Annotated in this window: 10 protein-coding genes; 8 read left to right on the top strand and 2 right to left on the bottom strand. The window is 55.3% G+C overall.

Annotation, left to right across the window (positions count from 1 at the left end; all coding sequences use genetic code 11):
• Nucleotides 1-33: 33 nt before the first annotated feature.
• The 3 genes from GSQ91_RS07405 (at nucleotide 34) to GSQ91_RS07395 (ending at nucleotide 5,821) form a co-directional block, all read left to right on the top strand.
• On the top strand, nucleotides 34-3,240 hold the full coding sequence (locus tag GSQ91_RS07405; protein ID WP_254064407.1) for a TonB-dependent receptor: 3,207 nt from the start codon (nucleotides 34-36) through the stop codon (nucleotides 3,238-3,240).
• Nucleotides 3,241-3,394: 154 nt separating this feature from the next.
• Nucleotides 3,395-4,423: a hypothetical protein gene (locus tag GSQ91_RS07400; RefSeq protein WP_254064406.1), complete on the top strand. Its 1,029-nt coding sequence runs from the start codon at nucleotides 3,395-3,397 to the stop codon at nucleotides 4,421-4,423.
• 15 nt (nucleotides 4,424-4,438) lie between these two features.
• The gene (locus GSQ91_RS07395) at nucleotides 4,439-5,821 is read left to right on the top strand and encodes a histidine-type phosphatase (protein WP_158820672.1); all 1,383 of its coding nucleotides are present in this window, start codon (nucleotides 4,439-4,441) and stop codon (nucleotides 5,819-5,821) included.
• Nucleotides 5,822-6,275: 454 nt separating this feature from the next.
• On the opposite strand, the gene GSQ91_RS07390 is transcribed toward GSQ91_RS07395, so the two are convergent.
• Together GSQ91_RS07390 and GSQ91_RS07385 are read right to left on the bottom strand one after the other, a co-directional pair.
• Entirely contained in the window at nucleotides 6,276-9,980 is a 3,705-nt protein-coding gene (locus tag GSQ91_RS07390) for a TonB-dependent receptor (protein ID WP_158820671.1), read from the bottom strand.
• A 367-nt stretch (nucleotides 9,981-10,347) separates the two neighbouring features.
• Nucleotides 10,348-14,016: a TonB-dependent receptor gene (locus GSQ91_RS07385; RefSeq protein WP_158820669.1), complete on the bottom strand. Its 3,669-nt coding sequence runs from the start codon at nucleotides 14,014-14,016 to the stop codon at nucleotides 10,348-10,350.
• 763 nt (nucleotides 14,017-14,779) lie between these two features.
• On the opposite strand from GSQ91_RS07385, the gene GSQ91_RS07380 reads away from it, so the two are divergent.
• From GSQ91_RS07380 to GSQ91_RS07360, 5 genes are all read left to right on the top strand, one after another.
• A complete protein-coding gene (locus GSQ91_RS07380; protein ID WP_158820667.1) occupies nucleotides 14,780-16,069 on the top strand; it encodes a helix-turn-helix domain-containing protein in 1,290 nt (429 codons plus the stop codon).
• 152 nt (nucleotides 16,070-16,221) lie between these two features.
• Nucleotides 16,222-17,760, top strand: a complete 1,539-nt coding sequence (locus GSQ91_RS07375) for an FAD-dependent oxidoreductase (RefSeq protein ID WP_254064405.1) — start codon at nucleotides 16,222-16,224, stop codon at nucleotides 17,758-17,760.
• Nucleotides 17,761-17,925: 165 nt separating this feature from the next.
• Nucleotides 17,926-20,475, top strand: a complete 2,550-nt coding sequence (locus tag GSQ91_RS07370; RefSeq protein WP_254064404.1) for a sugar-binding domain-containing protein — start codon at nucleotides 17,926-17,928, stop codon at nucleotides 20,473-20,475.
• 57 nt (nucleotides 20,476-20,532) lie between these two features.
• Nucleotides 20,533-22,623, top strand: a complete 2,091-nt coding sequence (locus GSQ91_RS07365; RefSeq protein ID WP_158820661.1) for an FAD-dependent oxidoreductase — start codon at nucleotides 20,533-20,535, stop codon at nucleotides 22,621-22,623.
• Nucleotides 22,624-22,718: 95 nt separating this feature from the next.
• On the top strand, nucleotides 22,719-24,464 hold the full coding sequence (locus GSQ91_RS07360; RefSeq protein WP_158820659.1) for an FAD-dependent oxidoreductase: 1,746 nt from the start codon (nucleotides 22,719-22,721) through the stop codon (nucleotides 24,462-24,464).
• The last annotated feature ends 155 nt before the right edge of the window (nucleotides 24,465-24,619 follow it).

The following is a 24,619-nucleotide window of genomic DNA, read 5'->3' as shown; positions in this document are numbered from 1 at the left end:
TTTGCTTTCTGTCTTTTATCACTCCCCCTCAAGATGTTTTCACAGGCAGGCGTAGCGTCTCTCTCGGGTCGAGTCACCGATCCTTCCGGGGCAATTGTAGCCGGTGCCGAGGTTACGGAAACCAATATCGATACACAGGTAACTCGTACCAAAGCGACGGACCACTCGGGCTACTACACCTTTGTCGGACTTCCGGTGGGTCATTATCGAGTTTCTGCGAATCAATCGGGATTTCAGGAGCAGGAAGTTTCACTGATGCTTGACCCTTCGGAAGACGGTCGGCAGGATTTTCGTCTTAAGGTATCGGGCGGAACGACCCAGTTAGATGTCACTGCAGAAGGACCACAACTATCGCGTGATGATGCTTCGATCGGCACGGTCATCGATAACCAGACGATTGTTGGGACTCCGCTCTATCAACGTAACTGGGATGATCTGATTCGTCTGATACCAGGCGTCCAGATGCAGCGTTTCACTCAGCAGAGCGGGAGCAGCGTATCCGGCAGCACCGGTCTCTTCGTCATCCATGGAATCGGGGATGAGCAGAACGATTACATCCTCGACGGCATCGACAACAATACATTCTCCGAGAATCTGCAGGAACTTTCTGCATCGGCGGCACGCCCTTCAGTGGACGTAATCAGTGAGTTCAAGCTCATCAGCAACGCCTATACGGCGGTCTACGGTCGCAGCCCCGGTGGCCAGGTGGACGTATCGACCAAGGGTGGAACGAACCAATATCACGGCCTTCTCTTCGAATACTTGCGCAACAAGGTCTTCGATTCGAACGACTACTTCAGCCACCAGGAAGGGATCGAGAAGCCTGAACTGAACCAGAACCAGTTCGGCGGGTACCTCGGGGCACCCATCATCAAGAACAAGCTCTTTGGGTTCTTCAATTACGAAGGAACCCGCATCGCCCAGGGTGTGAATCGCATCTCCACCGTTCCACTGGCGAATGAGCGCGCCGGCGTCTTCACCACTGCGGCTGCCGCGGCTGCCGGTGCTCCCAACGTCACCTATGCGACTTTGTACAATCCTTCCACCGGCAAGCCCTTCCTGAATAACACGATTCCATCCACGGCATTCGATCCTTTCGGTTCAAAGATCCTCAACGCCTTCCCGCTCCCGAATCTGCCCGGTGACTTCAATAACTACGCGCGAACAGCTCCGATCATCGATAACACGGATAGCTATGACGCGCGAGTGGATTGGGATCCGAGCAGCAAGGACCTTGTTTTCATCCGCTATACGGGTTCCAGCCGAATCCGCGATGTCGGTGGAGATTTTGGTGGTATCGCAGATGGCAGTTCCACCTCTTCGTGGGGCAACTCCACTCTGAAGTCGTGGTCGATAGCGCTGGGATGGACCCGCATCCTCAGTCCCGCGCTCACCAATGATTTCCGCTTCGGATTCGTCCGGAACTTCTCTCAAGACAGGCAGCAGCCCTTCGGACTAAACAGCCCTGACGCGTATATTCCGGGAGTTCCAACCAATCCGGCTACCGCAGGCGGTATTGGCATCACCGAATATGTTTCGGACAACAATGCCACCATCGGATCTCCAGCCTATTTGCCCAAGCAACAGGTCCCGCAGCAATTTCAGTACACAGACACAGTCTCCTGGACCAAAGGGAAACATTTCTTCCGTTTCGGCGGAGATCTACGCGCGCCCATGCGCAATATCTATCAGGATGAGGATTACATGAACGGAGGCCTGGCCTTTGCTGGCATCTTTACAGCCGAAAGCGCCACTCCAGGGAATGGTTCGGCATATGCCGACGGGCTACTTGGACTGGTCTACGAAGGCGGCCTCTCCAATGTCTACTTCGTCGACCAGCGCCTCTGGATGGTCTCGGGATTCGCACAGGACGATTGGAAGGTCACGCCCAAACTGACGTTCAACCTTGGTCTGCGCTATGACTTCGCCACACCCCCCTATTCGGCGAAGAACCAGTTGGCTAACTTCGATCCCGCAGGTGCCGGGTCGTTGCTCTTCGCTTCCAGCGGGTCCCTGTCTAAACGCTCATTGGTTCAGGTAAACAACCATGACTTCGCTCCGCGCTTCGGCGCGGCCTACTCTCCCGACGATAAGACCGTTATTCGCGGTGGATACGGCATTTACTATCTCCTATTCAAGCGCGCAGGCAGTGAAGACCAATTGGCTCTCAACCCACCGGATCTAATCGAATCAACCGCGTATCCGAATCTGGCCGCGTTGCAGCCGGCTTTTCTCCTCCAGCAGGGATTTCCTGCCAACACTCTCAGCCCGACCAATCTCAACTATTCGCTGCTCCATATCCATGCGATGCAGCAAGCTTCACCTACTCCTTATTCCCAGGAGTGGAGCCTCGGTTTTCAGCGTCGATTGCCTGGAAAGGTGGTGTTTACTACTGACTACGTCGGTACCAAATCGACTCACCTCGATGTGATCCAGGACCTTAACCAATACATCCGCGGGACAACCACTTTACCGTATCCGAATTTTGGATACCTGGAATATTCTCGAGCGAGTGGCGTCGGGAATTACAACGGTCTCGAGGTCTCCGCGCAGCGGCGTTACGAGAGTGGCGTGTCGCTTGAGGCGGCCTATACGTGGTCAAAGAACACAGGCACCACCTACGAGCAGACATTCACGAACGCGTTGAGCAGTTCCGATGTGCCGCAGCGTCTTGTCGTGTCCTATCTCTACGAGTTGCCCTTTGGTCACGGTAAGCCGTTTCTCTCAAGTGGTGTGGGATCCGAATTGCTCGGAGGCTGGAGGACATCCGGTATCTATACCTATTCATCGGGTCTTCCTTTTACTGTCACCTCAGGGGGAAATCTCTCGGACCTCGTCGACACGAATGGCAATGCGACATCGCTTCCAAACCTCATCGGCAAACCGAAGATCGTTGGAAGCCCGAATTGCTGGTTCTACACCCCGACCGCAGCCTGCCAGACGCTCTCTCCCAACACTTCCGCTGCATGGTCGTTGCCCTCAAGCTCCGACCCATACGGCGATGGAGGCACCAATACGCTGCGCGGACCGCATACGAACGTCTTTGATTTCTCTCTGACGCGCGATTTCGCCCTCTATCGAGAGACGAAGCTCCAGTTCCGTTGGGAGGTCTTCAACCTGACGAATAGCGTGCTGTTCTCGCAGCCTGATTCAGCCTTGACTGACAGTGGCGTCGGCACGATTACGTCGCTTGCAGGCGATCCCCGCTTCATGCAGTTTGCTCTGCGGTTATCCTTCTAGCAAAGCACCAATCAGCGTTGCACTCCACAATGGCGACGCTGATTGTTTTGCAGAATCGGACAGAGACGTAGCCAGCTTAGAACGCCAGTTCATGGCAGAATAGGGTTTTACAATGTCATTCAGAAAATACCTGTGTTTCTTTACGTGGATAGGAATGGCAGCCGCTTTATCGACGGCGGTCGCGCAGGGCCCTGATCTGGACTTTCTGAATCACAACCATCCGATACTGGACGCGCATAACTGTTATCCCTATGAGGGGCACTGGAGCGACCGGGTGCAGCGCGCGCTGCGGTCAGGATTTCCGGTTTCTATCGAGCAGGACTTGGCATGGTATGTAGATCCCACGACCGGAAAGGGACGTGTCGTCGTCTCTCATACGCCCAAACCTACCGGCGAAGAGCCAACCTTACGCGACTATTTCTTTGAGCAGGTTCGGCCTGTCATCGAGAAGGCAATTGCTCAGAATAAAAAGAAGGAGTGGCCGCTCGTCGTCCTGCACTTCGATTTCAAGGATAACCAGCCGGCGATTCTAAATGCCGTCTGGCAGCTGTTGGGCGAATACGAGCCGTGGCTTTCCACCGCCGTCAAGACGGATGATCCTCACCAACTATCTCCAATTGAGCGGAGGCCTATTCTGGCTATTACTGAAGACTCCGATGAGCAGCAGAAGGTGTTCTACGACCAAGTGCCGGTCGGTGCGAAGCTGCGCATCTTCGGCGCGGCGCACGATCCTGTAAACCCCAAAGGCATGCCGATGCAGGAGCTAATGCACTGGGCCGTTGTGACCCCTCCTGAACAGTTACTCACAGAGCGCCCCACCAACTATCGCCGTTGGGTGAACAGTTCATGGTATCCCGTCGAAGAGGGAGGACAGAATCATGCGGGTGATTGGACGCAGGCAGATGACGCGCGTCTGCGCGCTCTTGTCGATCACGCTCACCAGCTCGGTTACTGGATACGCTTCTATACTCTCGACGGCTTCAAGCCTGGGGACGACCAAGGCTGGGGAGAGTATTACAACTTTGGCTCGAAGGATGCTGTCATCCTGAGATGGAAGGCTGCCATCGCAGCGGGTGTAAACTTTATCGCTACCGACCAGTATGAGGATTTGCCCCCGTATCTGAAACAGTACGCGAGGGATCTTCGTCCGGCCGCATCGGCGGCTTCGACTCCGACCCACTGAGAGGTTATATCGCCGATGTTTCTAGCTTTGCCTCGCCTGCAGAAGCACAGTCCGAACTTTTGCTTCCGGACCGATGTTAAAGGCCAATCAAGCAGCCTGATTCTGCTCGTCTTCCTGTTTTTTTCTCATGCAGCATTGGCACAGAAGAGTGCTGCGCCGAACGAGGACCAGATACAGGCAGTAATTGTGCTGGCGCGGCACGGCGTACGGGCACCCATTGAAAGCGAGACACGCTCCAGCGCCTATAACGCTCAGCCGTGGCCAGCGTGGCCTGCTGCTCCCGGAGTCTTGACCTCGCATGGTGCCGAGGCACTCAAATTGCTGGGCGAATACTATCGCTCACGATATCCGTCGCTGCTTCAGCATGTACCCTGCGACCATCGCGGCATTTACGTGGAAGCGAACACGACGCAACGCACCGTTGCTTCAGGCAAGGCGATGATATCCGGTCTCGCGCCGGACTGCAGAGTCGACGTGCACGTCCGCACGAATGCGCCCAACCCTCTCTTCGAGCCGTCTTCGAGCAGTTTCGTAGACCACCGGAAAGTCGGTGATGCGACACTGGGCCGAATGGCGAATCAGCCTGCCTGGTTCACCAATGCATTCTTCCGACCGCTTGGGAAGATGCACCATGTGCTGGCGGATTGCAGTGGCGTTGGCTGTGATCCCTCCAAGCCCGACTTCCGCACGGTAACGGTGGACCACGGCCTATCCTCTCCGCGGGATGCGCACACGGATAATCCCGTCGCGTTGGGAGCCGATTTCGCCGAGAACTTCTTACTCGAGTACACAGAGGGCTTGCCGATGAGTCAGGTCGGCTGGGGGCGTGTGGATCGGGAAGATCTAAATGATCTGATGGAGATGAACACGCGCTATCACGACTTCATGCTCCGAACTCCCTACGAAGCACAGGTTGCCGCCTCGGATCTCGCCGCGCATCTCCGAGACACCATCATCAGCATCGTCAGTGGAGTCACGGTTGCGGGCCAACTTGGCACACCGCAGGACCACTTCTTTTTGCTGGATGGACATGACTCAAACCTCTCTTGGCTGGGTGGCCTTTTGCATCTCGACTGGCTACTGCCCGACCAGACGTTTAACGCGACTCCTCCAGGCAGTGCACTGGTCTTCGAGGTTCACTATAGCGAACTGACTCACGTGCATACCGTGCAGATCTTCTTCATCAGCCAGACGCTGGATCAGATACGCTTTCTGAAGCCACTCACCGCAACGGAGCAACCGTCGGTTGGTCCGGTATTCGTTCCCGGATGCAGTGGGCCTGCGCCAGCGTATGCCTGCTCAGTGGAAGACTTCACGCGAGTCATCACTACTGCTATCGACCCACGATTTGTCGAGTCTGGATCTACAGGATCTACGCCAAGTAAGGAATTGAAATGAGTTTTTGGCAGCATCCCTTTCGACAACCTAGGGTTATCCTCTGTACTTCGTTGATCTCTCGAATACGATCTCTCGGTATCCTTCTTCTTTTTACAGGTCTCACCTTGGATGCGAATGCAGATCCCGTGGAATGGGGCAACCTCTATATCGGTACCGGAAGCGGGCCGGAAGGCCACAGCCGCACAATGCCGTTTGTCACCCCTTCCTTCGGCATGAACACATGACGCAACACTACTCATCGCGCCAACACGAGCAAGCAACGCAGGTTCCTTGGCGTTCAGGGTTGAAACGCTCAAAGCAATATCCTCAAAGGAACGCCCCTCAAAGCACACACCGGCTAGAGTCGCAACATCTTGCAGATGCACTTTCGAACGCTAGGAAAGATTTCATCGCTTAGAAGCGGCCCCGACAATCAGATGTCGAGGCCTACAAAATTATTGCGGCACTCGCCCGGCTAGAAAATGATCTTTCCACCCAATTGAATGACACGAGACTGGTTGGATGCCGCGTAATTGATGGTTCCACTCAGACGCCCAAAATACGCGTCTCCAGGAGTTACATCTGGTCCCGTAATCAGAGGATGATTCAGGGCATTGAACGCGTCAAATCGAAATTGAAATTTTGTTTCTCTGTAAAGAGAGAAAGTTTTGCGCACCCCGAGGTCGAGGTTGTTGCTATAAGGATTCCGAACGTCGCCAAAATACGGCGAGTTGTTCGTATTCCACAAACGATAGTCGTTGTAAACGCCATTTCTCGCTGTATCGGTTGATGAAGTCGGTTGCCACGAGGCACCGGGGAGGCCTTCGACTCCCGTCCAGGCAGGATAACTCGCGATAGTAGCTGTCGAATAGCTCTTAGTAGGGAATGGGTAGAAGTGAGAGGTATCGAACCATTTCTCCCGGGTTTTTCCAGACTTGAGTGCTGGGTCCTGCCCATCCCAGTAGCTTGAATTCGTCGGGAACGAAACGGGTGTGCCGGAAGAAAAGATATAGATTCCTGAAACCTCCCAGCCACCGATGATGTTGTTGACATAACTATTGGCATGGCGGCCGACTAATTCTCCACGGCCAAACGGCAGTACATATGTCGGGCTCACCACGATATGAAACCGGATATCGTCACCACTCAATGTGCGCTTAAGGTTTGTGGAAAAAATGTGATTGGTATAGTAAGCAGTCGTGTCCATCTTCTTGGTCCAACTGAAATTGCTTACCATTCCCAGACCGTGCTTAAAACGGCGTTCTGCTTTAAGCTGCGTTCCATAAAAATCCGAGCGCCCATCAGGTTTGGTGACACTGCAACATCCGAGCGGATTCGTATGGATAAGTGTATTGACGGTTACGGTCGTGTCATTCTGCAGGCCGTTGGTGATATATGGAGCACCCAGGAATGGATTCGCGACTGGCTGATCACCCGGCAATGTATCCAACGGACGCCCAGTAGCATCGAATCTAGATTCATACTCTGCCACAAAAGCTGCTGGAGGCATATTGTCCAAGTTGTAGCTGATATAGATCCCGCCCGCCAAATCCAGCGTCGCACCGTAATCCAGCAACCAGTTACCCAACTGGTGTTCCAAATGAAGGGCAGCCTCGTATGTATAAGTCGGCCCTCCTTTCGGGTCGTAGTAACTGGTGATACCGCCGGCGTTCGTGTAAATTCCATTGCCACTTCCGACGATCGGCGTGAGGCCACCCGGAAAAGGGTTGTCCATCGTTGCGTTGATAGTGTGGTACGTGTCCAGTGTTGGCTGAAAGGTCGTGGACGCGCTGAACCCGGTCTGGCTGGCACGATAAACATCGAAAAGTGGAGGACCAACAAAGCGTCCGAAGCCGCCCTTGAGTACGATGTTGCTATGAAGCTGGTAGGCGAATCCCAGCCTCGGCTGAAAATACGTATATTTGTTGTCCTCGACTGTTCTGGGCGTACCTTCGACACCCGCGTACTGTACGGCTCCGAGCGCTTTGAAATTACTTGGAGTCGCTCCATATTGCGCCAGAACCTGAAGGCCGAGATTCGTGCCGGGGGATCCCACTAGGGCAGCATATTTTGGCTGAATGAAGTCCGTGATGTTTGGAAGGTTTTCATTGGGGTCAAATCGACTCCAGAATCGGTTGAACCTTTCCGTGATCCCGCCTTGAACCATCCACCTCAAGCCCAAGTTAAGCGTCAGCTTCGGGGTGGCCCGCCAATCGTCCTGTGCGTAGGCAGAGAAAGAGGGCAGGCTCCAGAAAGCAGTAGCGTTCTGTTCCTGAGAGCCAGAGGTCGGCAACCCGAGCAGAAAGGATGCGGTGTCCGACCCTTCTCCCGTACCGGCTGTGGCATTGGGATTCTCTGTCGTCCAGTTCGTCCCGAAGCCGAAAGTCACTTCTCCGTTGGTCAGGGAACCTTCGGCATCTTGCTGAAGCGTATAGTTCACGCCGTAACGTAACGTGTGATTGCCCAGGACATGCGTAAACGTGGGATAGAACTCCCAAAGCAGGTTATCGGCATAGTTCGGGGCCTGATTCATGCCCATGCCGCTCTCATCCCAACCACTTCCTACGCCGGTGATTAGTGGTAGTCCTTTCACTTGCTGCGCCGCCGCCAGCGCGTCAGAAAAACCAAAGGTCGTGGGATCTATTCCTACCGCTTTGCTGGATGTAGTGTCCCGATATGCGGTCAAGTTGGCATTCAATTCCAGCACCAGGTTGGGAGAGAGTGTCCACGCATGACCGACCGTGACCCCATAGTTTTTGCGCGTCTCCATTACATCGGATAGAACCTCAGCCTCACCGTGACCGAACGGGTCATAGTTATCGTCTGTCCACTTGCTCCAACGAAACTCGGCGAAGGTATGATGATCATTATTTTCGGCTTGATCCACTCGGAATGACAATGTTGTCATTGTGTTTTGGTCACTATCAGATGTCTTCAGATAGTTGTTCGAGTTGTTAGCAGCGGCGTCATTGGGCTGATTGGGCAATGGCATGAGAGCAAAGTATGCCTTTGCCACAGCACTGATTCGGTTCGAGGGAATGGTTGTGCCGTTATTGTCGATCAAACTTCTTTGTCCCGTGGCAGCGTTCCACGTTAGCGGGTCATAGATTTGGATTGGATATTGCGTCAACTTGCCGCCGACACTGGCAGTAGTAAACGACTGACTGAAGTTTCCTTGCCTCTCCAGTGCAGTTGGAAGGCTCATTGTTTTCCCACTAACGGTGTTCGGCGACCCGTTGCGAAGCTGGTCCAGGCTGACGAAGAAGAATGAGTTATGCTTCTTGCCGTCATAGACCTTAGGTATCATAATCGGGCCGCCTGCCGTCCCGCCGTACTCGTTGAAATGCACCGGGGGCAGCGGAGTGGTGGGTGCGCTCGCGTAGGAGCGCGCATTCAGAAAAGCATTTTGATTGATTTCGTATAAAGTCCCGTGATATTGGCTCGTTCCGGACTTCATGGACATCTGAATGGACGTCCCCAACTCGCGACCGATCGAAGCGTCAAAGGCGTTGGTCACAATTCGCATTTCGCCGACCGAATCGCTCGGTGGAACAAACGCAATGTAGTTGGAACCAGCCTGGCTGTGGACATCAGTGCCGCCATCGATTGTGAAATTGAGTGTGGAGAGACCGTCCGCTCTCACTCCGTTCGCCGATAAGTTGGCATTGTTATAGAGGTGAGGATCACTCGATGATGCCGGATAGATGACTGCCGCATCCAGCTTGGACATGTCGACCGGCGTGTTGCTCGATGAGGGCAACTCACTGATTATCTTGGTGTCGAGGACGGTACCCGATACGCTAGCCGTGGTATCGATAAGCGGTGTGGCCGACTGGACGACGATTGTTTCATTCGCTATGCCGAGTGCGAGCGTGGCATCGACAAATTTCTGGTCTCCAATTTGCAGTTCAATCGACGAGTGGGAAAGTGTCTTGAATCCGTTGCTACTGATCTCCCAGTGATAGTGGCCGGCGATCAAATCGTCTACACGCCATGAGCCCGTTCCATTTGTGGTCGTCGTCCACTGCGTAGCGCGCTCGTCCGAGGTAACAACAACGGTGGCGTTTGGCACTACACGCTTGTCAGGGTCGAAGACCTTTCCTCCCAGGACGGCAAAGGTTTCCTGTCCATGGCACATCGGAATAACAACCATCAAGATCGAAAAGCAGACGACTTGCATCGACCGCTTCGCGATACACCTGGCCAAGTGTTTGCAATACATTTTGTTTTCTCCGAGCTTCTTATGAAGCCTGAATTTCTGCCAGAAACCACCCAAGTAAAAGTGAGGGAAAATCGTCGTCGACGGCACCTATCTGTTGGGGATATTCGATGGGTGCTTTCGAACGGCTGCACAAGATTCGTTGTCGACGCGATTTCTGACAAGGGAAATACAGAAGATTACATGCTATAAACATTGTTTACTCTTTAGGATCTGAGGCTTGAACCAATTCTCGATACCGGTCTTTAGGTTTTTGGCTTCTCTTTGAACAGCGAAAATAGAGGGAAGACGGATCTTGAGATCTGCCATTCCCGGGACCCAGTAAGTTCTAGAAATGAACCTTTAGAGCGAGTTGGACGTTGCGCGGAAGGTTGGCTTGTGTAGTGATTTGCCCGAAAGTGCTGCTATTGAATTGAGCATTAGGTAAACCGAATTCAACCATGTTGAAGACGTTGAACGCCTCGACTCGGAATTCCATGCCGAACTGGCCATGGATGGGAAACTGCTTGATGAGTGATGCGTTGTCATCGAAGTTGATCGGCCCGCGGATCTTGTCCCATGAGCGCGGCATGTTGCCAAGTTGGAAGCTGAGTGGGACGGCGAACGCTGCAGGGTTCAGGTAACCCTGAGTTTGTCCATATACTGTCCCACCCAGGCGATGGTTGTAGCCGCCTTTGGTCTGCGGATTGACACCGGGAACAATCATTGGCCGTGTGCCTGCGAAGGCCGTTGTTCCAGTGACTGTCGGGCTCAGTGGCAGTCCAGAGTAGACATCGACGAGAGTCGTCAGTTCCCATCCGCCGACAATCTCATTGGCCCATCCTGGCATGTTGCCGCCGAAGCGCTTGCTATGGCCAACCGGGAGGTCCCAGGTTGCGGTACCTACGATACGATGACGGACATCCGTCGCCAGCACGCTGTACTCGTTGTTCAGGAAGTAAAAGTCTTGGACACTCGGGTTTCCGCTTGAGTTGAGAAAGCCGTTGGTGAGATCGCTGACGGTACCGAGCAGCTTCGACCAGACATAGGAGACCGAGCCGGAGACACCGCCGGGGCGATGGATGAGAACTGTGGCTTGCAGCGCGTTGTAGTTGGAGGAACCAATATCCTGGTAAGAGATGCCTACCGAGCCGTTCTGAATACCCGATATAGCTCCTGAGGTATATTGCGGGAATTTCGCATCCAGTTGCACCTGCTGCACGGTTGCATTGGTGAGAACGCCGGTTGCGACACCGACTTTTCCGTAGTACGGGTTGGCCACTTGGGCCTGAAGAGCAGTGATTGCCGCTGCGGTAGCCGGATTGTAGTATGGAGATGTTGTCGTGGGACTTCCGACAGGTCCGAAGTACTGCGGTTGCAGATCGTTCGGACGTTCGTTCAATGGCAAGTGGACACCATGTCCGCCAGCGTAGTTGATCTCGAGGGTGAAGGTGTTGCCGAGGGCCTCTTCCACCCCAAGGTTCCACTGCTCCTGGTACGAGGGTGGATTGCGATACTCAAGGCCCGAGATCGAGGTGCCATTGCTGACCCCAGTACCGGCTACGGGACCGGCGGGCAGAAGAACACCATTGGGCAGGAAGTTTTCCGTCATCGCAGCCGGCTCGTAACCCGTAGCCGTGGTGGGTAGATTCGTGGTCTGGCTGTACCCTATGTTGGGATCGCTGTAGCCACGTTCCGAGGTCGGCAAGAACAAGATGCCGAAGCCTCCCCGCACAACTGTTTTGGGAGTTGCGGCATAGGAGAAGCCGAGGCGTGGGCTCCACTCATTGGTGGACATCGCCCACGTGCGGTTGGGATTGCCGTTGGCGCCGAGAAACAAGGCGCCTCCGCTTACGCCGAGAGGATTCGCAATGGTCGGACTGAAGTCGGCCCAGTTGTTATGCCGCTCCTGAAAACCGGTTTCGAGATCGTAGCGTACGCCGAGGTTTAGGGTGAGGTTTGGCAGGAACTTCCAGTCGTCTTGGAAGTACAGGCCGTTCCACCACTGGTTGAATGCGGGGAGGGTCTGACGCGCGATGCTGCCGCTGGTAGGATAGCCGAGCAGGAACGTAGCCCATGATGCGAAGGGTTGTTGTGCGCCTGTGACGGCTCCGTTCGGACTGACAGGGCCGGTGAAGTTTGTACCGAACGTCGGGTTGCCCACCCCATCACCTTCACCCAGCTGGTTTTCCAAGATGAACTTGCCGTTGTAGCCAATGGTGAGCGCATGCTTGCCCTTCTGCAGGAGCAAGGTGCCATTGAGCGAATGCACGTAATGGGACCAGTGGTTGAAGCTGGATTGATAGCCAACCTGCGCCCCGCCGAGAGATGTGAAGCTTGCCAGAGGGATACCGACGATCTGCTGCTCGCTGGCGAAGTTGGAGGAGAACCCGTAGTTGGCGGAGTCGAAGTTCAGGAAGTTATTGCCGATTTGCAAATTGGTCTGGCTTGCGAAACCATAGGTGACCTGCAGCACGGTGTTTGGGTTGACAGTGAAGACATCGCCAATCGCAAACAGGTAAGCGCCGAGAGGTTGTTTCCATCCGTTGGGACCGGCGTAGTTGTTGAACAGATCGGCAGCCGTGTGCGTGTCGTTGTCCTTTGTGCCGCGAATAAAGAGACGATGGCGGGCGCCGATCGTCTGGTCGACGCGGAAGTTGTACTGGTTGGCGGTATCGCTTGAACCAGAGACATAACTGAGGTTATTTGTGAGACCGGGAAGATTGGGGTTTGGTACGAACTGCAAATATGCGGTTGCCACTGGATCCCAGGTGCTGGTGGGGATGCACTTACCTGCAGAGTACGCAGCGCCGTTGCAAGTGGCAGCCGGGATCGGCGTGCGAGCTTGGGTCGTCGAGTTGGAAGAGTTCGGGTCGTAGATGCTCGTCCCTTCCGTGAAGATGCCCTGCCGCATCAAGGCGGTCGGGACGGTGGTGAGACCGGCTGTGGGTGCGAAGTTGCGAATGCCTTCATAGTTGAAGGTAAAGAAGGTGCGGTCTTTGCCGTTGTAGAGCTTTGGAATGAAGACCGGGCCGGTAACGAGGACGCCGAACTGGTTTTCGCGATGCGGAGTCCGGAAGTCGTTGTGGCCGGGATAGGGATAAACACCGCTGCGTTTGGTGAAATACGGCGCTGCGTCCAGTTTGTCGTTACGCAGAAAATCATAGACATCGCCGTGGAGAGCATTGGTTCCGGTCTTAGAGGCAATGTTGAGCACGGCCCCGCTGGTGCGACCGTATTGTGCCGGTGGGTTGTTGGTGACCACCTTGAACTGGTTGACGAATTCGACGGAGGGAGTGACAGCCGGTTGACCCTGGCAGCAAACGACGATGGAGACGCCATCGAGGAGGATTTCATTGCTTCCGCCGATACCGCCGTTAGATTCGAAGTTGTTGGTGGCAGCGGCGACGACCGCACCGCGAGCAACCGCAACGCCGACGCCGAAACTGGTGCCTGGCATGATGCCCGGAGCAAGCGTGGCCAGGCCGTAGGGATTACGGCCGTTGAGCGGAAGATCATCCACCTGCTTGGATTGCACCGTATAGTCGAGATTGGATGTCTCGCTGTCGAGATTGGCGGCAGCTTCGGCGTTCACAGTGATGGTTTGGGTCTCGCTGCCGAGCGAAAGCGGAATATTGAGGTCGGCGGTCTGCCCAACGGTAAGAGTGATTGTGGTGGTGGCTTTCTGGAAGCCCTTCCGCTCCACCGTGACGGTGTAGTCGCCGGGGATGAGCTGCGGGAAGGTGTAGATGCCTTCCTTGCTACTCTGCGCGTGGAGGACCAGGCCGGTGGCCTTACCAGCCAGAGTGATGTTCGCGTCTGGAATGACGGCGCCGGCGGGGTCAATGACTGTGCCTGTGATGGTGCCGTTCTGAACCTGGGCGCGCAGAGCGGGTACTCCGAAAGTCAACAGGCAAACGAGTGAGAAGAGTACGACGAGCGTTTTGCCGAGCCTGAACTTCGGTTGGGTCGAAGTGTGCTGCTGTGCGCGGTGATGGTTGTGTCTGGATGATGCCATGAAGCCTCCAAAAGTCTTGATACCTGCGAGCAAGGTGCTCCGTCCCGATCGCATCCCGGATGCATTTGCTCGACTAGCGCGATCGGTGGGGGACGCAGAGCAACGTCTTGTTTGTTCGTCGCTCTTTTATGCGCCCAGCATCGTCGATGGGACAGTATCCGACTGTTTGTTACTAGTTACACCTCCTTGGAATCATTGACTTACAGAGATGATTCGGGTTTGAAATGGATTTCCTGCTCGGACTTCGTAGTGCGCAGTCCGAGCATTGTCTGTTGATTTCCGTCGCCTCACTACGCGCGCGCGTAGTGACCTGGCTATCCACTTACTGTTGCGATCCTGGTAATCTCGGCGAACATTTTGCAGGAGATGGTGGCACGAGCGTATGTTGCGGAGTGCAGGTCGTGTTAGCAACGTTCACGATCCGTACTACGTCCGCATTCTCGCGCGGTATGGGCCGGCGGAGCATACCGAGCCGTCTCTGGGCGGCGGTCTCTGGCATTAATATTTCGCTGAGCAAATTGCCCAGCGAAATGCGAATCCTCTCGTTGACTTCCATGTTCTGCTGGCGTCGGACCGTGCGCGCGCACCTGCCGCAGCGTATCCGGAACTCCGATACGACTGTCTGCTTCGGCGACCGTCTCATCTATGGCATAGGGTTAGGCGCACCAGGCGATGCACGGGGAAACAGTGATACGTATACCGCGCATCGCCACGCGCTTCTTCACGATGACGATCGTGGCAGCGTTAGAATATAATCCGCGGAATGTTGGTAGCTCTTGAGATTGCGAACGAAGAAGAATCGTCCACCCGAGAGCCGTTGGAGGAGCATGTTCAGCAGGTCCTGAACAGTCCACACTTCCTCCGCGCTGAGACGCAACGTCGACTCCTCGAATATCTGTGGACTCACCGTTCGGAGAGTCTCAACGAGTACGCGCTCGCCACCGATGCGCTTGGCCGTAAAGCGGATTTCGACTCAACGGCGGACGCCTCAGTGCGCGTTCACATCTCGCGCTTGCGGCGCAAGCTTAGGGACTATTACCGGGATGCGGGCCAGCCTGAAATTCTAATGATCCCCACCGGGACCCACCAACTCTTGGTCATGGAGGTTCCTGTCAGCCCCGCAGCTGAATCAGAAACCCCCGCCAAACAGTCCGACATTGCGACTTTCGCTGGTGTTCCATCACCCCGTTCCTTGCCGTTGCTCGTCATCGCGGCGGCGGTCTGCCTGGTGGTGACCGGATTTCTCGGATGGTATGCCGGCCAACGCGCCTCAGCGCTCTCCGCTCCGAAGGCAACGACTTTCTGGAGCACCTTCCTGAGCAGCAACAAGGCGCCGATCAAGATCATTCTGCCGACGCCGGTCTTTTTCGCGTTTGCCAACAATAAGGACATCCGTATCCGGTCGACAAGAGTGAACGATTTTCATGATGCTTCTGTCGATCCGGCTTTCGTGGCTTTCACCAAACAACTGGGGGTTCCGGTGCTCCAGCAGAGCTACACGGTGACGTCGGACACACTGGCAGCCGTCAGTCTGGCGCGCTACCTTGACTCCGTCGGCGGACGCGAGCGGGTTTCTTTCGACGTTATGCGCGATTCCGACATGCTTGTGCTCGAGCAGTCGAACGTGATCGCACTCGGCACCTATCAGACTCTGCAACCGCTGCATGAGTATCTGGAAGCGATGAACTTTTCGCTGCCTCATGACGAAGAGGCCGCGGTGAACGCGAAGCCTCAGGCGGGAGAACCGGCAAGTTACCCGGTGATTCATGAGTCGCCGGAGCGGATCATTCGGCCCGCCATTATCGCCATGCTTCCGGGAAGAAGCCCGGGCCTGCGGGTTCTTCTGATCGAATCCCGGGATACGGCGGCCGTGATCTCCATGCTTTCCTCAAATGCCGGCGTCAATTCCATCGAGACCATGTTGCGCAGCCATGGCAATCCGGAATACTGGGAGATGGTCGTCAAGACAGAACTGAACGTCGATCATCCGCTGCGGACCTGGCCTGTCACTGTGCACCCATTCGCTGCGCACGCACCATCCAGTGCGATGTAACCGTAACATACTGTCGGAAACGTGTGCTGCAACCCCTTTGCGTGGGAGCATACGTTCTTATGACGCACAGAGTTCTGGCCCCCCGCTTGTGTACCGCTCTTTTGCTTTCGCTTTTCGCGTCGTCCGTTTGGGCAGAATCTCATAAGCCGTCGGTGGATCTGCTCGTCTATGGCGGGACCGCCTCAGGCGTCGTCACTGCGTATACGGCGGCCAAGCAGGGGTTCAAAGTCGTTCTGCTTGAGCCGGGTTCGCACCTCGGCGGAATGGTGACCGGTGGTCTCTCGGCGACTGATGTTGCTTACTTTCCGATCATCGGCGGGTACGCTCGGGAGTTCTATCGCGAGGCCGCCGCGCAGTACAACGTGCATACCCTTGCCAGGCACGAGAACTGGCTCAGCGAGCCGCATGTTGGCGAAGCCATCTTCCAGCGTTGGTTGAAAGATGCCGGTGTCGAGGTGCACCTGCACGAACGCCTCATGGAAACGGATGGTGCAAGCCTCAAGGGCACCCGCATTCTTACCGTAACCACGGAAGACGGAAAACGCTGGCCCGCCAAAATCTTCGCGGACTGCACTTACGAGGGCGACCTTATGGCGCAGGCCCATGTGCAGTACACGGTCGGACGTGAAGGAATCGACGTGTACGGGGAAGACCTGGCAGGCGTTCGCACCGAAACGCCGCTGCATCAGTTCCAGTGGAAGATCTCCGGCTACGACGAGCACGGCAAGCTCCTCCCTGAGGTCGGCTCGCAACCGATGGGCGTGCAAGGATCTGGGGATCGCAAAGTTCAGTCGTATAACTTCCGTCTCATCCTCACCGACGATCCGGCGAACCGCCGCGCGTGGACCGAGCCGAAGGGCTACGACGGCGCGAGGTTTGAACTGCTGGCGCGCTATCTGCAGCTGTGGAAAGCGCATGAAGGGCGAGAGCCTACCTTCCATGACGTCACGAATCCCGTGATGATTTCGCACCGCAAGGGTGACTTTAACAATCAGGGCGCTTTCTCCACGGACTATCTCGGCAAAAGCTGGACGTATCCGGATGCGAGTTACTCGGAGCGCAAGCGCATCTGGGATGACCACATGCTCTACACGCAGTCGTTTTTCTGGTTTCTTGCTTCAGACCCGCGTGTGCCGAAGTCGCTACGCAATGAAGTCAATAGCTGGGGCCGGGCGAAAGATGAATTTGTCGACAACGACAACTGGCCGCCGCAGCTCTACATTCGCGAGGGCCGCCGCATGATCGGACTTTATGTAATGCGCGAAAGCGACTTGCAAGTGAACCGCACGAAGCCCGACTCCATCGCGATGGGCTCCTACAACAGTGATTCGCACAACGTGCAACGCGTGGTGCTTCCGGATGGAAGCGCGCGAAACGAAGGCGACGTCCAGGTTGCCGTTCGGTCGTATGAGATCGCTTTCGGGACAATCATTCCACGGCGGCAGCAGACGGACAATCTACTCGTCCCGGTCTGCTTCTCAGCATCGCATGTGGCCTATTCTTCGTTGCGGATGGAACCGCAATACATGATGATTGGCCAGGCCGCCGGCGACACTGCGGCGCTCGCGCTTCGTTCCGGTAAGCCCGTTGCCGACATTGATATCGCGCAACTGCAGCAGCTTCTGCATGCGCAAGGAGCGATCCTTCATCTCTCGGAACGGTCGCAGGAAGGTCCTGCGCCACCTAAGTAGCGGGCATATTTGTTTACGAATATGCCTATCCAAACTCTTCCCTGATTCACGTTACAACGCGTGCGGAGTCAATCGATGTCTAAAGCTGTCCTCTGTTGTATAGCTTTCTTGTTGACAACAGCAATTCCTTGCCAAACCGTGCCTTCCACAATCTCAGGATGGTCCATGCGGGACTCCTCCAAGGTCGCGGCCGAAGGTGCTGCTATCTCTCAGACAGGATTCAAGCCTGTAGGTTGGTATCGAGCCACGGTGCCCGGCACGGTTCTCACCACGCTCGTCGACAATAAGGTCTATCCCGAACCGCTCTACGGCGAGAATATGCGTGCGATTCCTGAGAGCTTAAACAAAGCCTCGTACTGGTATCGCGCCAACTTCGCAGTGCCAACAGCAGACAAAGGCCGGCACACCTGGCTTCACTTTGGCGGCATAAATTATTCGGCTGAAGTCTGGGTGAATGGTCATCAGGTGGGAACGATGCTCGGCGCATTCATCCGTGGGGACTTCGATATCAGCCAATGGGCAAGACCCGGCAAGACCGCAGGACTAGCCGTGCTCGTGCATCCTCAGCCACATCCGGGCACACCGCATGAACATACCGTTGCACTTGGCATCGGGAAGAACGGCGGAGAGAGCGCACTGGATGGGGCAACATTCTTGTCGACTGTTGGCTGGGATTGGTTGGCCGCCGTACGTGATCGCGACACGGGAATCTGGCTTCCCGTAACTCTTGACTCCACCGGACCTGTCACACTGGAAAATCCGTTTGTTACCAGTGTCCTCGCCCCATCGCATGAGAGCGCAGACCTGACGATTGAAACGCGACTGAAAAACCTCTCAAGCAAAGAAAGTGTCGGTACACTCGTTGGCGTGATCAGCGGCCACGGAGCTGACATTACCTTCGAGAAGAAGATGACTTTACCGCCGTCCGTATCGACCACCGTCAAGATGGACGCATCTTCATTACCGCAACTGCATATCGCGTCCCCGAGCCTCTGGTGGCCGAATGGGTACGGCAAGCAGAACCTCTACAAACTTTCTCTAAGCTGGAAGCAGGGAAGTGAAACATCTGACACGTATGTCACCAACTTCGGAATTCGCAAGATCGAGTATTCCGTTCCTGATTCTGAGTACCTCACGATTTCTGTAAACGGCGTCAAGGTGATGGTGCGCGGCGGTGACTGGGGCCTGGACGAAGCCATGAAGCGGGTTTCGTATGAGCGTCTTGATGCGCAATTCCACATGCATGCGCTTGCGAACCTGAATATGATCCGCAACTGGGTCGGGCAGAGTACAAGCCCAGACTTCTATGATCTTGCTGACAAATACGGGCTCTTGCTGTGGGACGAATTCTTTCAGCCGAACCCTGGCGACGGTCCCAATGTTGAGAACATTCCGCCTTATCTCGCGAATGTGAAGGATAAAGTTCTGCGCTATCGCAATCACCCATCGATAGCGGTCTGGTGCGCCCGCAACGAAGGCTATCCACCGAAGAAACTGGACGATCAGCTCAAGAGCATGATGGTGGAACTCGATCCAACCCGCACATATCAATCCAATTCAGCCGAGGGCCGTGGAGTCTCCTCCCACGGGCCGTATTACTGGCGCTCTCCACGATATTTCTACGCGTTCAACGAGGCCTTCAAAACGGAAACTGGATCCATGTCGGTTCCGACGATCGAGTCGATCCAGGGCATGATGCCCGAGAAAGACTGGGAGACGATCAATGACGATTGGGCCCAGCATGATATGGCTCGCGGCGCTCAGCGCGGTGACGAATATCCAATCACGCTCGCCAAGCGGTATGGGAACATCCGCAACCTCGCAGACTTCGTTAGGAAAGCGCAGCTGGCGAATTACGAGGCATTCCGCGCCATGTACGAGAGTCGGAATGCAGAGATGTTTCGTGAGACGACAGGCGTGATTACCTGGATGAGCCATCCCGCGCAGCCGAGTTTCGTATGGCAACTCTATCACTACGATCTTGAACCGAATGCGGCTCTCTTTGCGACGAAGAAGGCGGCAGAGGCTATACACGTGCAACTGAACGAGGCGCGACGCGGGATTGAAGTCGTCAACAATACCGGCGAGGCTCTACGCGATCTGAAGGTCAAAGTCACCAACTACACCTCTGACAGCAAAGTCGATCACGCTTACGAATATGCGGTGTCTGAAGTGCCGGCGAGTACGACGCTGAAGGCCGCGCAGCTTGAAGTGAACTCTCGTATAAGTCCCCTGTACTTCGTGAAGCTCGATCTACTCAACTCTGCAGGCCAACTGCTCTCGACGAATTTCTACTGGCAGAATGTAGCGCAGGACGATTTTGCGGGGCTGCAGAAGCTCGACAAGGCAAAAATCACTGTTACTGCGACATCCAGTACGCGGGGTGACTCGACAATACTTACCGTCACTCTTAGAAATCAAAGTGACCGGATTGCGCTGATGACGCATCTTCAGCTGCACCGCGGTACCAGCAAGAGTCGTGTACTACCAGTTTTTTACTCCGACAACTATTTGTCGCTTGTCCCAGGCGAAATGAGAACAGTCTCCATTGAAGTCGCAACGAAGGATTTAGTCGGAGAAGCGCCTCTGCTGGAGGTGGACGGATTCAATCTTGACCTCGTCTCCTCGACGAGCGAAGTGTCAGTCGCGCCAAATGAGAATGCTGATCCGATGGCGCACCCCGTAAGCCAACTTGTGCCGGCGGTATTCAAATAGAACCTTCCATCAACCGATCCGGAGTTCTGCCGCGCAAGAAATTATAAGGAGTTTCTGATGCAGCGATATTGTTTGATATTCCTCTTGCTGTTTTCGATCGTACCGATCTCCACCGCTCAGGGCGGGAAACGGAACTACGACGTTGTTATTGCTGGAGCGGGGACAGGAGGAACGGCGGCTGCGCTATCGGCTGCGCGCATGGGAGCGCATGTGGCGCTGCTCGAAGAAACCGATTGGATCGGCGGCCAGGCATCAGCTGCTGCGGTCAGCACCATGGACGAAGGCTCCAGCCCCATTCCTCCCTCGGGCATCTATAGAGAATTTCTTGTGCGGATGGAGGCGTATTACGCGGCGAGGAGTAAGTCTGTTTCGACCTGTTATTGGGGCGAAAAATCCCACTGCTATGAGCCCTCAGCGATTCGCAAAATCCTGCAGGGCATGATCGATGAGATCAATGCAGGTGCCTATGGGAAAGGCCATATCGATCTGATCCTTGAAGACCGGGTTGTGAAGGTGCTGAGTGAAGGAGATGTTGTTCAGGGCATCGTTACAGCGAAAGGTATGACGCTACACAGCAAAATTCTTATCGATGCGACGGAATATGGTGATGTGCTGCCACTAACGCCCGCGCGCTACCGCAGAGGACATTTTGTTTCTCCGAGCAGCGAATCGTCCTGCATTCAGGACATCACCTATCCCATCATCATCAAGCGTTATACAGATGGTGTTCCGGATGAGTTGAAGATGAAGCATCAGCCGCCTGAGTATGAAAAGTGGCTACCGAAGCTTCGCTCTCAATGGCAAGCGCATGGCAATTCGGTCAACCGAACGCTTCCTATAGATTTTGGCGAGCATAACGCCTACCGGGGGCTGCCAGACTCTTCTAACCCGGAGTCCTACACCTCCGCAGAGCACAACCGGATCACGCGGACGGGAGTCAATTGGTTCAATGACTATCCCGCTACGACAGACATCTACGACCGCGCAAAACGCAATGAGACGGTATGTGGAGCGAAGTTGAAGACGCTGGCGAACCTTTACTACCTGCAGCATGAGTTGGGAGAGGTCAACTGGTCCATCGCCAACGACGAAGGTTACGATTCGAAGTTTAATCGCGAGCAGAACTCCTGCCCGAATATTCCTTCCGAGTTCAAGGCGATTGAGCGGAACTTTCCTGTGATGCCGTATGTGCGTGAGAGCCAGCGACTGGTTGGCGAGCACACACTAACCAGTGGGGAACTGCGGCGCGAAACGCAGGGCGGCATGTCTGTGGTCGGCTTTCCTGACTCGATTGCGGTGGGCGATTACGCAGACGACCTGCACGGATGCAATGCGCCGGCAAACTTTGAGTCGGAGCTGGAGCACGTGACGGACCGGCCACCAGGATTCCGCTCAGGACCATTCGAAATTCCGCTTGGGTCGCTCATCCCGGAAAAGGTGGATGGTCTGCTGGCTGCGGAGAAGAACATCTCGCAGTCGCGAATGGCCAACGGAGCAACACGCCTGCAGCCAAGCACCATGTTGACCGGACAGGCTGCGGGAGTCTTAGCCGCGATGGCTGTCAGCGACAATGTTTCGCCGCGGAAAGTCCCCGTGGCTGAAGTACAAATTGCGCTTCTCAAGAGTGGAGTCGTGCTTTCACGCGCGCACATGTCTGATATGGCTGCTGGTACGGTGCCGTGGCAGGCAGCGCAGATGGCCTACGTTCGCAACTGGTTCCCGCTTACAGATGTGGGCTTCAAACCACAAGAACCCCTCGACCGTGGACAGGTGGCTGTCCTACTGGAGCATGCGTTCCATCTCAACGAATCTTCGGACGTACCAGAGAATGAGACCGATCATACGTTTTTCGACAAATCCAGCTACTCCGATGTTCCCGTTTATTCTCCCATTTCCCCATCGGTAGAAGCCTGGCGGCGTACGGAGACTTTGCCGGCTTGTAATGGGTCCGCGACACTGTTTTGTCCCAATGATGGTATCGACGTGAACATCTTCATGGATGCGGTCGCGAAGCTGGAAGAGAAGCAAAGACCCGGACCTTCAAAAAATATATCCCTGTTGCATCGAGGTGTCGTCGATGCGAGTGATGCTCCGCTAACCCGTGGCACTGCCGCGATCATCCTCTACAACAGCATGCGAAAAAACTAAGTGAATGCTTCGTGACCTGCCGAATTCTCGACCTATAGCGGAGTTGCTGATTCCAATTGCGTACCTCACCATTTGAGGGACTGGGGATAAGGAAGATGAAGTCAAGCTCTGTCACGCGGCGACGGTTTCTTCGGACCGCTCCCACGGCTGCGGTTGCGCCAATTCTTATGCGCTCGGCCGCATGGGGCGCGGCTCCCGGACACAAACTCCAGGTGGATGTCTGTATCTACGGTGGTGTTTCGGGCGGCGTCATCGCTGCGGTTGCGTTGGGTCGGCTGGGGAGGTCGGTGGCACTCGTTGAGCCGACCCGTCATCTTGGTGGTATGACCAGCGGAGGCCTCGGATGGGTGGACATAAAGATTGGTGGCGTCCGCGCCTTCGGTGGGCTGACCGGTGAGTACTATCGGCGTGTCCGCGAATATTATGCAGCGAAGGGCGTAGATGTTGCCAAGTTTGGCAACGACGGTGCGGTAGCCGAACCTCACGTGGCGGAGGTTGTACTCGAGCAAATGCTTGGAGAACAGACAAAGCACATAACGATCTTTCGCGAGAGTCGCGTGGCTTCTGTACGTAAAGAGGGCCGGCGGATACGGACACTGGTGCTCGACAAAGCACCGGTGGATCGGAGGGGTGCACCAGCACCAGAGCCAATGGAACGCTCCTATGTCAGCATCTCAGCCTCCATGTTCATCGACGCTTCTTATGAAGGCGACTTGTTGGCTGCGACCGGCATCTCGCATCGCGGCGACCGCGAGAGCCGAGACGAGTATGGCGAAAAGCAGGCAGGCATTCTTCTTAGTGATAAGACCGAGTTCGGCATAGCTCTTGATCCTTACGTAAAACCCGGGCAGCCTTCCAGCGGACTCATTCCGTTGGTTTCCAGCCAGCCGCTTGGGACAATGGGATCGAGTTCGCCATTCATTCAGGCGTATAACTTTCGTCTCTGTCTGGTAAAGGACAATCCAATCCCAATTCAGCCAGGAGCTAACTACAACCCGGCGACATACGAGATTCTGGCGCGAATGCTTGCCGCCCAGTCTGCAGCGGGACACCCTTTTCGCGCCGAGCAGATGCATATGCCTGGCATGGGGCGGCTGCTCAAATTTTCCGCGCTGCCCAATGGAAAGACAGACGTCAATAATGCTGCCCCCGTTTCTATGGACTTTGTGACTGGCGGCGCTGAGCGATACGCAAAGGCTAGTTGGCCGGAACGGGCAAGCCTCTGGCATGCTCATGAGGACTATCAGCGAGGACTGTACTACTTCCTCCAGAACGACCCTCGAGTTGCTCCGGATATTCGTGCCGATCTTGCGTTGTGGGGTTTGCCACGCGACGAATTTCAGGACACCAACGGATGGCCTACGCAACTTTATGTGCGTGAGGCGCGGCGCTTGATTGGTACGTATGTGATGCGGCAAAGCGATTGCGAAAATCCACCTAAGAGACTACCCGACTCTGTCGGTCTTGGGACATACTCACTCGATTCTCACGGGTGCCAGCGTGTGGCTGTTGGAGGGCGAATAGTGCCTGAAGGCGAATTCTACAATCGCATAGCCGGGTCATATCCGATCAGCTATAAAATTCTTACCCCACGTGCGGAAGAATGCGAGAATCTTTTGGTGACGTTCTGCGTTTCGGCCAGCCATGTATGTTTTGCCTCGATTCGTATGGAACCTCCATTTATGGTCCTCAGCGAGAGTGCCGCCTTGGCCGCTCACAGCGCGCTGGAAGAAGGCACCAGCGTTCAGGGGATCAATCCCCAACGCTTCATCAAGCGAATCCGAGAGGCAGGGCAGATCGTGATGCCCGTGGACATACCTCGCGCCAAAGGCTGTAATTGATACTCCGCCAGTTGCGGAGTTTCCGCCACGGTGATGTGCAGCTTTTGCCACGGCCTGTAAATCCGCCAGGCAGCCCACTGGCTGTCAATATTCACCGAAATGACGTTGAAAGGCCGCCACATCGGTAGGCAGTCAACTGACTCGCCAACGCTTCA

This window comes from Granulicella sp. S156 (assembly GCF_009766105.1).
GTDB lineage: Bacteria > Acidobacteriota > Terriglobia > Terriglobales > Acidobacteriaceae > Granulicella.
The sequence above is the reverse complement of the archived record's forward strand: the minus strand, read 5'-3'. Positions and strand labels throughout refer to the sequence as shown.

Bases quoted from the DNA above. Each gene is read 5' to 3' on its own strand.
- GSQ91_RS07405 (WP_254064407.1), top strand. From the start codon at position 34: ATGTTTTCACAGGCAGGCGTAGCGTCTCTCTCGGGTCGAGTCACCGAT.
- GSQ91_RS07395 (WP_158820672.1), top strand. From the start codon at position 4,439: ATGTTTCTAGCTTTGCCTCGCCTGCAGAAGCACAGTCCGAACTTTTGC.
- GSQ91_RS07385 (WP_158820669.1), bottom strand. From the start codon at position 14,016: ATGGCATCATCCAGACACAACCATCACCGCGCACAGCAGCACACTTCG.
- GSQ91_RS07390 (WP_158820671.1), bottom strand. From the start codon at position 9,980: ATGCAAGTCGTCTGCTTTTCGATCTTGATGGTTGTTATTCCGATGTGC.
- GSQ91_RS07370 (WP_254064404.1), top strand. From the start codon at position 17,926: ATGCGGGACTCCTCCAAGGTCGCGGCCGAAGGTGCTGCTATCTCTCAG.
- GSQ91_RS07400 (WP_254064406.1), top strand. From the start codon at position 3,395: ATGGCAGCCGCTTTATCGACGGCGGTCGCGCAGGGCCCTGATCTGGAC.
- GSQ91_RS07360 (WP_158820659.1), top strand. From the start codon at position 22,719: ATGAAGTCAAGCTCTGTCACGCGGCGACGGTTTCTTCGGACCGCTCCC.
- GSQ91_RS07365 (WP_158820661.1), top strand. From the start codon at position 20,533: ATGCAGCGATATTGTTTGATATTCCTCTTGCTGTTTTCGATCGTACCG.
- GSQ91_RS07380 (WP_158820667.1), top strand. From the start codon at position 14,780: ATGTTGGTAGCTCTTGAGATTGCGAACGAAGAAGAATCGTCCACCCGA.